This is a genomic window from Cellulomonas hominis, from assembly GCF_901521055.1.
GTDB lineage: Bacteria > Actinomycetota > Actinomycetes > Actinomycetales > Cellulomonadaceae > Cellulomonas > Cellulomonas endometrii.
Window position 1 is genome coordinate 45,216 of sequence record NZ_CABEGA010000031.1, and the last position, 8,581, is coordinate 53,796.

Annotated in this window: 9 protein-coding genes; 1 reads left to right on the top strand and 8 read right to left on the bottom strand. The window is 73.5% G+C overall.

Annotated features, from left to right (window positions below; all coding sequences use genetic code 11):
* Positions 1–16: 16 nt before the first annotated feature.
* Entirely contained in the window at positions 17–1,309 is a 1,293-nt protein-coding gene (locus KJP73_RS09490; RefSeq protein ID WP_213282595.1) for an MFS transporter, read from the bottom strand.
* 13 nt (positions 1,310–1,322) lie between these two features.
* Complete coding sequence (locus KJP73_RS09495; protein ID WP_213282602.1) at positions 1,323–2,168, bottom strand: 2-keto-4-pentenoate hydratase; 846 nt, start codon at positions 2,166–2,168, stop codon at positions 1,323–1,325.
* Between the two features lie 149 nt (positions 2,169–2,317).
* Between KJP73_RS09495 and KJP73_RS09500 the strand changes: the two genes are divergently transcribed.
* On the top strand, positions 2,318–3,379 hold the full coding sequence (locus KJP73_RS09500) for a LacI family DNA-binding transcriptional regulator (RefSeq protein ID WP_213282604.1): 1,062 nt from the start codon (positions 2,318–2,320) through the stop codon (positions 3,377–3,379).
* Between the two features lie 18 nt (positions 3,380–3,397).
* Here KJP73_RS09500 and KJP73_RS09505 read toward each other — a convergent pair whose 3' ends face one another.
* From KJP73_RS09505 to KJP73_RS09525, 6 genes are all read right to left on the bottom strand, one after another.
* The gene (locus tag KJP73_RS09505; RefSeq protein ID WP_213282606.1) at positions 3,398–4,156 is read right to left on the bottom strand and encodes an ABC transporter ATP-binding protein; all 759 of its coding nucleotides are present in this window, start codon (positions 4,154–4,156) and stop codon (positions 3,398–3,400) included.
* A complete protein-coding gene (locus tag KJP73_RS09510) occupies positions 4,153–4,986 on the bottom strand; it encodes an ATP-binding cassette domain-containing protein (RefSeq protein ID WP_213282607.1) in 834 nt (277 codons plus the stop codon). Before KJP73_RS09510 ends, KJP73_RS09505 begins: the two co-directional genes overlap by 4 nt.
* Positions 4,983–5,891 carry an ABC transporter permease gene (locus tag KJP73_RS09515; RefSeq protein ID WP_213282609.1) on the bottom strand — a complete coding sequence of 303 codons (909 nt, stop codon included), beginning with the start codon at positions 5,889–5,891 and terminating at the stop codon, positions 4,983–4,985. Before KJP73_RS09515 ends, KJP73_RS09510 begins: the two co-directional genes overlap by 4 nt.
* On the bottom strand, positions 5,888–6,847 hold the full coding sequence (locus KJP73_RS09520) for an ABC transporter permease (protein ID WP_213282610.1): 960 nt from the start codon (positions 6,845–6,847) through the stop codon (positions 5,888–5,890). Before KJP73_RS09520 ends, KJP73_RS09515 begins: the two co-directional genes overlap by 4 nt.
* Before the next feature lie 4 nt (positions 6,848–6,851).
* A complete protein-coding gene (locus KJP73_RS19255) occupies positions 6,852–7,142 on the bottom strand; it encodes a hypothetical protein (protein WP_249669266.1) in 291 nt (96 codons plus the stop codon).
* 104 nt (positions 7,143–7,246) lie between these two features.
* Complete coding sequence (locus KJP73_RS09525; RefSeq protein ID WP_249669267.1) at positions 7,247–8,371, bottom strand: ABC transporter substrate-binding protein; 1,125 nt, start codon at positions 8,369–8,371, stop codon at positions 7,247–7,249.
* Positions 8,372–8,581 lie beyond the last annotated feature (210 nt).

Below are 8,581 nucleotides of genomic sequence, written 5' to 3' on the forward strand. Positions count from 1 at the left end.
CCGCGGCGGCGCACGGTCAGGCGGGGATCGTCACGCGCGTCATCCGGGGCATGAGCAGGTGGATGACGCCGAGCGCCAGCAGGTAGGCGACCGAGCAGACCAGGAAGATCGGCGTGTAGTTCCCGACCCGGTCCAGGATGTAGCCGGCGTACTGGGCCATGAGCATGCCGCCGATGCCGCCGAGCATGCCGCCCAGGCCGACGACGGTCCCCACGGCGCCGCGCGGCAGCACGTCGCTGGGCAGGGTGTACAGGTTGGCCGAGAACCCCTGGTGCGCGGCGGTCGCGAGACCGATGATGCCGACCGCCAGCCACAGGCTGCTCGCCTGCCCCGCGAACGCCACGGGCAGGGCCAGGAGCGCGCAGATCAGCAGGGTCGTCTTGCGGGCGCGGTTGATGGACCAGCCGCGCTGCATGAACCGGCCGGACAGCCAGCCGCCGCCGACGCTGCCGACGTCCGAGAGCAGGTAGATGACCACGAGCGGCGGGCCGAAGGTCTTGAGGTCCAGCCCGTACTGCTTGCCGAGGAAGTCCGGCAGCCAGAACAGGAACATCCACCAGATCGGGTCGGTGAGGAACTTCCCGAGCGCGAAGGCCCAGGTCTCCCGGAGCCGGACGATGGCGCGCCAGTCGACCTTCTCCGCCGGCTCCTCGGGGTCCTGCGTGATGTGCGCGAGCTCGGCCTCCGAGACGCGGGGGTGGTCCTGCGGGCGCTTGTAGACCAGGAACCAGATCGGCAGCCACAGCAGGCCGCCGATGCCGGTGACGATGAACGCCGCCTGCCAGCCCCAGGTCAGCACGATCGCGGGCACGATCAGCGGGGTCGCGATCGCACCGACGTTGGTGCCGGCGTTGAACAGCCCGGTCGCGAAGGCGCGCTCCTTCTTGGGGAACCACTCCGTGACGGCCTTGATGCTGCCGGGGAACCCGCCGCCCTCGCCGATCCCCAGCAGGACGCGCGCGAAGATGAACCCGGTCAGGCTGCGCATCCCGGCGTGCAGGAGGTGCGCCACCTGCCAGATCGCGAACGCGATGCCGAGGCCCCAGCGGGCGCCGATCCGGTCGATCACGCGACCCCACACCAGGTACGAGGCCGCGTAGGCCGCCTGGAACCAGAAGATCGCGTTCGCGTAGTCCCGTTCCGACCAGCCCTGCTCTTCCGACAGGTCGGCCTTGAGGAGGCCGAGGGTCTGCCGGTCGATGTAGTTGATCGTCATCGCGGTGAACAGCAGCGCGACGATCACCCAGCGGTACTTCGTCATCCGCGCCGTCGCGGTCGAGACCAGCGTCTCGCCCGCCTTCGTGCTCATCGTTCTTCCACCTTCATCGTCTCCAGCTCTCTTCATCGGGGTGGAGGGCGGTCGAGAGGGCCTCGACCACGTCGATCTCGACCTGGAACAGGTCGCCGTAGCGCAGCTCCGCGCTCTGACCGGGCCGGACGTCGTGCACGCCGGTGACCGCGCCGGTGGCGACGACGTCGCCGGCGCGCAGGGCGTGGCCGCGGGCGGTGCAGACCTGCAGCGCGAACCGGAAGGCCTCGAGCGGCGTGCCCGGGACGTCGCCGGGCGTGGCGGCGCCGACGAGCTCGCCGTCGACCCAGGTCCGGCAGGCCAGCCCGAGCCACGTCGCGGGGTCGTCCGTGACCCGCGGGCCGAGGACGAGCCCGGCGTTGTTGCCGAAGTCCGACGCGACGGCCATGGGGCCGAGCCCGTTGATGTCCGGCACCGGGCTGCCCGCGAGCTCCACGGCGAGCCGCACCCCGCCCAGCACCTCGCGGGCGTCGTCGGCGGTCCAGGTCCGTGCGCCCGCCGGGACGTCGCGCCCGACCTCGAGGACGATCTCGGCCTCGACGCAGGCGGTGCCGCCGGCGATGGCCGGCAGGCGGAGGCGTCCGCGCGGCGCGGACCACAGGAGGCTCTCGACGACCGGGCCCACGAGCCGCTCGGCACCGGCGCGCTCGCGCCACTGCGGCGGGACCATGCCGACCTTCCAGCCGACGACCCGCTCCTGCCGCAGGCCGATGCCGATGTTCTGGACCACGTAGGCCGCGTCGAGGTCCGCCGGGATCGCGCCCGGGAACCCGTCCAGCGCGGTGGATGCCCGCCGCGCCGCCACCAGTGCGGTCGCGACCGCGGTCGCCTCCTGCACGCCCATGTGCTGCTCCTTCATCGAGTAAGCGGTTACGTTAGAGGGAGAGTAACCGGTTACGCAAGAACGACCTGCGGGGACCTCCCGTCGGGGCCCGGGCGCGGCTCCTACGATGGGCCGCGGAGTCGGCGCGCCCCCGCACGCCGGTCCACGGAAGGGGCGAGCGGTTCATGGCACGGCGTCGGCAGGCGCAGGACCCGGGCGGGCCCCGGACCGGCGGGGTGACGATGCGCGACATCGCGGACCTCGCGCAGGTGTCCACCAAGTCGGTGTCGATGGTGGTCAACGGGCTGCCGGGCGTCGGCAGCGAGACGCGCGCGCGCATCGAGGCCCTCATCGCCGAGCACGGCTACGTCGCCCGCGCGCAGGCTCAGGGCCTCGCCACGGGGCGCGCGTTCCTGGTCGGGCACGTGTTCAACAACCCGAACCCCGAGTACCTGATCACCATGCAGCAGGGGCTGCTGGACGGGCTCGAGGGCACCGGCTACGCGCTCGTGAGCTTCCCGCTGGAGCGGTCGGACCCGCGGTTCGTCGAGCGCCTGCGCGAGTTCGTGCACCGGCACCGGCTGGACGGCGTCGTGCTCACGTCGTCCGTGTCGGAGGACGAGCGGCTCGGCCCCCTGCTGGACGAGCTGCAGGTCCCGTACGTCCGCGTGACCCCCGCCCAGGTCGACGACCCGGGGCGGAGCGTCGCGGGCGCCGACCGCCCGGCCGCCGCGCTGGTCGCCGCGCACCTGCGGGAGCTGGGTCACGAGCGCATCGCGGTCGTGGCGGGCCCCTCGTCGTTCCTGTCCGGGCGCGAGCGGCGTGCGGGCTTCGAGGAGGGCCTGGCCGCGTCCGGGGCGGGGCTCGACCCGGCGCTCGTCGTCGAGGGCGACTACACCTTCGAGTCGGGGCTGTCCGCCGGCCGCCGGCTGCTCGACCTCGCGGAGCGGCCGACCGCCGTGTTCTGCGCGAACGACGAGATGGCCGCGGGCGTGCTGCAGGCGGCGCAGGCGGCCGGCCTGGAGGTGCCGCGCGACCTGTCGGTGGTCGGGTTCGACGACTTCGCCATCGCGACCCGCGTCCTGCCCCGCCTCACGACCGTGCGCATCCCGACGCGCGCGGCCGGACGGCTGGCGGTGCGGCGGCTGCTCTCCCGCAGCGGCGTCCCCGGTGCGCAGGACGACGGCGGACGCTACCCGCAGCCGGAGCTCGTGGTCCGCGAGAGCTCGGGGCCCCCGCCGCGCTGAGCCGCCCCGGGCTCCGGGTCAGACCGCCGGGAGCTGGGGGACCGCCGCGAGCAGGCGGCGGGTGTACGGCTCGCGCGGGTCCGCGAGGACGTCGGCCGTGGCGCCCTCCTCGACCACGCGGCCGTGGTGCAGCACGACGGTGCGCTCGCACAGCCGCCCCACGATCGCGATGTCGTGGGACACCAGCACGAGGGTCAGCCCCTGCTCGGCGGCGAGGCGCTGCAGCAGGTCGACGACCTGCCCGCGCACGGAGACGTCGAGCGCGCTGACCGGCTCGTCGGCGACCAGCACCGACGGCGACGGCGCCAGGGCCCGGGCGATCGCGATGCGCTGGCGCTGACCGCCCGAGAACTGCGCCGGGTACCGGGACGCGACGTCGGGGTCCAGGCCGACCGACGCCAGGACCGACGCGACCCGGGCCCGGTGGTCGCCCGGGACCTTCAGCGAGCGCAGCGGCTCGGCGACCACGGCGCCGACCCGCATGCGGGGGTCCAGCGACGAGCGCGGGTCCTGGAACACCGGCTGCACGTCGGCGCGCAGCCGGCGCAGCAGCCCGCGGTCGCGGCGGTCGAGGGGCTCGCCGCGGTACCGGACGGCGCCCGACGTGGGCGAGTCGAGCCCGAGCAGCAGCCGCAGCAGCGTCGACTTGCCGGAGCCGGACTCGCCGACGATCCCGATGCTGCGGCCCGCCTCGACGCGCACGTCCACGCCGTCGAGCGCGCGCGTCGCGCCGAACGCGCGGGTGACGCCGGCGGCCTCGAGCAGGGGGGCGGTCATCGGGGGTCCTCCTCGGCAGCGGTGGCGTCGCCGGTGCCCGCGGGCCCCGGCAGCCCGGTGACCGCCCGCGCCGCGGCGACGAGCTCCCGGGTGTACGCCGCGTCCCCGCCGGCGAGCGCCGACCCGACGGTGGTGTGCTCGACCACGCGGCCGTCGCGCATGACGACGAGGTCCCGGGCGACGCGGGCGACGACGGGCAGGTCGTGCGAGACGAACACCAGGGCCACGCCGGTGCGGTCCACCAGGTCGTCCAGCAGGTCGAGCACCTCGGCCTGCACGGTCACGTCGAGGGCGGTGGTCGGCTCGTCGGCCAGGAGCACGCGGGGCTCGCACGCCAGGGCCATGGCCAGGGCGACGCGCTGCCGCTGCCCGCCGGACAGCTGCCACGGGTAGGAGCGCAGGATCCGCTCGGTGTCGTCCAGGTGCACGAGCCGGGCGAGCCGGGCGGCCTCGTCCCGGGCGGCCGACCCGCGCAACCCGCGGTGCAGCCGCAGGGGGCCGGTGATCTGCCGCCCGACGGTCATCAGCGGGTCGAGCGCGGTGAGCGGCTCCTGGAACACCATGGCCACCAGGGCGCCGCGCACGCGGGCGAGCCGGCGCGGCGGCAGCGTGAGCAGGTCCGTGCCGTCCAGCAGCACCCGGCCCGTGGCGCGCATCCCGTCGGGCAGCAGCCCCAGCACGGCGAGCGCCGTCATCGACTTGCCGGACCCCGACTCCCCGACCACCCCGAGCCGGCCGCCGGCGTCGAGCGACCAGGACACCCCGTCGAGCAGGGCGCGCCCGCCGGACGTCGTGACGGTGAGGTCCTCGACGGACAGCAGCGGGGTCATCGGTCGCCTCGCAGGCTCGGGTCGGTGCGCTCGCGGATGCCGTCGCCGAGCAGGTTGAGCCCGAGCACGGTGACGACGATGGCGAGCCCCGGCAGGATCGCGCCCCACGGCTGCACGAGCATCGTGGACTGCGCCTCGTGCAGTAGGCGGCCCCAGGACGCGTTGGGCGGCGGGGCACCGAGCCCGAGGTACGACAGCGACGCCTCGGCGAGGACGGCACCGCCGCCGAGCAGCATGAGCTGGACCAGCAGCGTCGGCCACACGTTCGGGACGACGTGCCGCAGCACGGTGCCCCACCAGCCGGTGCCCGCGGCGTGGGCGGCGGTGACGTAGTCCTCGCGCAGCACGCGGGCGACGTTCACGCGGGTGACCCGCGCGATGACCGCGGAGCCGGAGATGCCGATGGCCCAGATCGCCGACGACAGCGACGCGCCGCGGACCGTGACGATCAGCATGGCGAGCAGCAGGGTCGGGAAGGCGATCAGCAGGTCGACGGCGGAGAGCAGCGTGACGTCCACCCAGCGGCGGGTGGCGCCGGCCAGCAGCCCGACCAGGACGCCGAGCACCCCGGCCACGACCATGGACGCCACCGCGACGACCAGCGCGTTCCCCGCACCGGTCATCAGCTGGCTGAGCAGGTCCCGGCCGAGCCGGTCGGTGCCGCCCCAGTGCGCGGCGCTCGGGCCCGCGAGGCGCTCGCCGGTGCCGGTGTCGTCGAGCGCGTACGGCGTCCACACCAGGGACACCAGGCCGACCAGCGCGACGACGCCGACCAGCACGGCCCCGGTGACGAGCGACGGCGGCAGGCCGCGCCGGCGGCGCGCGGGGGCACCGGCCCGGTCGGTGCCGGTGCCGGCCGGGTCGGTCCCGGTCGCGAGCGGCGCGGTGGTGGCGAGCTCGGTCACGCGGCCACCTCCCGCGTCGCGCGCAGGCGCGGGTCGATCGCCCGCTGCCCGAGGTCGACCAGCGTGTTGGTGACCAGCACGACGGCGGTCAGCGCCAGCACCAGCGCCTGCACGACGGGCAGGTCCCGCGAGGTCACGGAGTCGAGCAGCAGGGTGCCGAGCCCCGGCAGGGCGAACACGTTCTCGATGACGACGGCCCCCAGCAGGGAGGTCGCGAGCTCGATGCCGAGGATCGCCACGACCGGGACGGCGGCGTTCCGCAGGCCGTGCCGCGCGAGCGCCCGCCACCGCCCGTAGCCCAGCGACCGTGCCGTGCGCAGGTAGTCCTGGTCGAGCACGTCGAGGGTCGCGGACCGCACGTACCGGACCATCACGGCGGACATCGCGATCGCCACGGTCACGACCGGCAGCACCAGCGACCGCACGGCCGCCGCCGGGTCGGCCCAGCCCTCCCGCGGGAACCCGCCCGCGGGGAGCCAGCCGAGCTGCAGGGCGAAGACCAGCACCAGCAGCACGCCCACCCAGAAGACGGGGACCGCGACGCCGAGCTGGGACACCGCCGACACGCCCACCCCGACCGGCCCGCGCCGGTGCACCGCGGCGAGCACGCCGAGGGGCACCGACACGAGCACGGCCAGGACGAACGCGGACACGCTGAGCGGCACCGTGATCGGCAGCTTCTGCGCGATCAGGTCCGCCACGGGGAGCCGGGACACGAACGACGTGCCCAGGTCCCCCCGCAGGAGCTGCGACACCCACTGCAGGTACTGCGTCACCACCGGCTGGTCCGTCCCGAGCTCGCTGCGGAGCTGCTCGAGCTGGTCGGCGGTGGTGCCCACGCCCAGCAAGGTGCCCGCGCTGTCGCCCGGTAGCAGCCGGAGGACGACGAACACGAGCACGCTCGCCAGGACCAGGGAGATCAGCAGGGAGCCGATCCGGAGCAGCAGGAGTCGCACGGGGTCAGGACTCCCGGACGATGTCGGCGACGTAGAAGGACTCGGTCACCTGGTCGACGGGGAAGCCGGTGATCTCCGCGCGGGCGACGCGGATCTGCGGGTCGAGGTACAGCCACGCGGAGGCCGCCTCCTCGCCGATCGTCTCGTTCACCTGGGTGAGCAGGTCGACCTGCTCCTCCTCGGTCGCCGCCTGGTCGGCCTGCGCGACCAGCTCCTGCACCTGCGGGTTGTCGTAGCCCCAGTAGAAGTCGGGGTTCGCGTACCAGAGCACGTCGCGCGGGTTCACGTGGCCCATGAGGGTCGTGGTGAAGTCGTGGTCCGTGTAGACCTTCTGGTACCAGGTGGCGTCGTCGATCGGGTTCGGCGTGAGCGTGACCCCGACGGCCTCGAGGTTCTTGGTCAGCGCGCGAGGATCGCCTCGGTGGTGTCGTCCGGGATGTAGTCCACGGAGATCTCCAGGTCGCTGACCCCGGCCTCCGCGAGCAGCGCCTCGGCGGCGTCCGGGTCGTAGGCGTGCACGTCGGCCTGGTCGACGAACCACGGGTCGGTGGGCGGCACCATCGAGCCGATGACCTGGCCGTAGCCGTCCCACACCGCCGACAGGATGGCCTCGCGGTCGATGGCCTTGTACAGCGCCTGGCGGACGCGGACGTCGTCGAACGGCGCGACGCGGTCGTTGAACGCCCACAGCTGCTTGGTGGTCGACGTGCCCTCGGTGATCGTGAAGTCCGGGTTGTCCTCGAACTGCACGAGCTGGTCCGGGGAGTCCTCCGCGATGACGAGGTCCAGGTCACCGGTGAGCAGCGCGTTGTTCAGCGCGGTCGTGTCCTGGAAGAACCGGAAGGTCACGCCGGCGTTCTTCGCGGGCTCGCCCCAGTAGTCGTCGTTCTTCTCGATGGTGAGGTGGTCGCCCTGCACCCACTCGACGAACCGGTACGGGCCGGTGCCGTTGTCCGTCGTCAGCTCGGTGTCGCCGTCCTTCACTACGGTGACCGACGCCAGGTAGAACGTGAGGCCCTGCGACGGGCGCGACAGGTCGAGCTGCACGGTCGCGTCGTCCACGGCGGTCGCCTGCTGGATGACGAGGAGGTCGCTCTTGCGCGCCGACTTCGACTCCGGGCCGATGGCCTCGGAGATGCTCCACACCACGTCGTCCGCGGTCAGCGGGGTGCCGTCGTGGAAGGTCACGTCCGGCTGCAGGTGGAACGTGTAGGTCAAGCCGTCCTCGGAGACGTCCCAGGACTCGGCGAGGGTCGGGATCACCTGGCCGTCGACGTCCACGGAGGTCAGGCCCTCGTAGACGTTCCGGGTCATGGTCTGGGAGACGCCGGACGACCCGCCGACGTTGCGGACCAGGCCGGTCGGCTCGTTCGTCGAGCCGATGACGATCTCGGCGGAGCCGTCGGCGGAGGCGGAGGAGCCGGCGGACGACCCGCCGGAGCCGGAGCCGCAGGCGGCCAGGGCCAGGGCGGCGACGACGGCCAGGGCGGCCCCGAGGGGGGCGCGGGATCGGCGGGATCTCACGATGGTGTCCTTCCGGGAGGTGCCCTATAAACACCTGACGCTGGCGACCAAGGGTTAGGTTTTGCACTTCCAGTGATGCCAAATCTCCAAAAAAAAAGCGACGACTATAAACCCTCGGCTTTCCGCGTCACACAGCGCTACGTGCCTTGACGCGGCCCACCTCACTACCTGTCCCTTATAACCATCCGCCGCTGCCGACGATACCCACTG

Bases quoted from the DNA above. Each gene is read 5' to 3' on its own strand.
- KJP73_RS09490 (WP_213282595.1), bottom strand. From the start codon at position 1,309: ATGAGCACGAAGGCGGGCGAGACGCTGGTCTCGACCGCGACGGCGCGG.
- KJP73_RS09495 (WP_213282602.1), bottom strand. From the start codon at position 2,168: ATGAAGGAGCAGCACATGGGCGTGCAGGAGGCGACCGCGGTCGCGACC.
- KJP73_RS09505 (WP_213282606.1), bottom strand. From the start codon at position 4,156: ATGACCGCCCCCCTGCTCGAGGCCGCCGGCGTCACCCGCGCGTTCGGC.
- KJP73_RS19255 (WP_249669266.1), bottom strand. From the start codon at position 7,142: ATGGGCCACGTGAACCCGCGCGACGTGCTCTGGTACGCGAACCCCGAC.
- KJP73_RS09500 (WP_213282604.1), top strand. From the start codon at position 2,318: ATGGCACGGCGTCGGCAGGCGCAGGACCCGGGCGGGCCCCGGACCGGC.
- KJP73_RS09510 (WP_213282607.1), bottom strand. From the start codon at position 4,986: ATGACCCCGCTGCTGTCCGTCGAGGACCTCACCGTCACGACGTCCGGC.